At 64.7% G+C, this 802-nt stretch carries 1 pseudogene; it reads left to right on the top strand.

The annotated features are described in order from the left end of the window. Window positions 1-89 precede the first annotated feature (89 nt). A pseudogene (locus HL671_RS37835) lies at window positions 90-802 on the top strand (IS481-like element ISBrsp4 family transposase); the annotation flags it as partial.

The following is an 802-nucleotide window of genomic DNA, read 5'->3' as shown; positions in this document are numbered from 1 at the left end:
TGTTCAGCCCGGGGACATGGCTGACAGGTGTTCGGAGACATGGTTGACACCTCAAAATCGGCTCGATTCGTCAAGCAAAGGGGCGAGCGATGCCGTGGCGAGAGGTGTCTGTCATGGACCAGCGACGAGAGTTTGTGATGCTTGCCAAGCAGGAGGGCGTGAACCGGCGGAAGCTGTGCCGTCAGTTCGGCATCAGCGCCGAGACCGGCTACAAGTGGATCCAGCGGTATGACGCCGGCGATACGACGCTGGCGGACCGGTCGCGGCGGCCGCATCGGAGTCCGGAGCGCACGGCGGCTGCGACTGAGCAGCAGATCGTCGCGTTGCGCGACGCTCACCCGGCCTGGGGCGCGCGCAAGCTCGCACGTCGTCTCGCGCGCGACGGGCAAACTGTCCCGGCGATATCCACCGTGCACACCATCCTGCGCCGCTACGATCGCGTGAGCGAGCCTGCAGGCACGCCGGGGCAGCCGTACAGGCGCTTCGAGAAGGATGCGCCCAATCAGCTGTGGCAGATGGACTTCAAGGGGCACAGTGCGCTGGAGAACGGCGTGTCCTGTCACCCGCTGACTGCGCTGGACGACCACTCGCGCTTCTCCGTGTGCCTGGCGGCGTGTGACAACGAGCGCGGCTCTACGGTCAAAGGACATCTGGAGACGACGTTCCGCCGCTATGGACTGCCGGATGCGATGTTCGTCGATAATGGTGGTCCCTGGGGCTTTACTCTCGAAGACCCCTGGACCGCGCTGACGGTCTGGCTTCTGAAGCTCGGCATTCGAACGATCCACAGCCGGCCGTATCA

The organism is Bradyrhizobium denitrificans, from assembly GCF_013179005.1.
Lineage (GTDB): Bacteria > Pseudomonadota > Alphaproteobacteria > Rhizobiales > Xanthobacteraceae > Bradyrhizobium > Bradyrhizobium denitrificans.
Note: the sequence above shows the minus strand (reverse complement) of the source record. Positions and strands in the feature narration are given on the sequence as shown.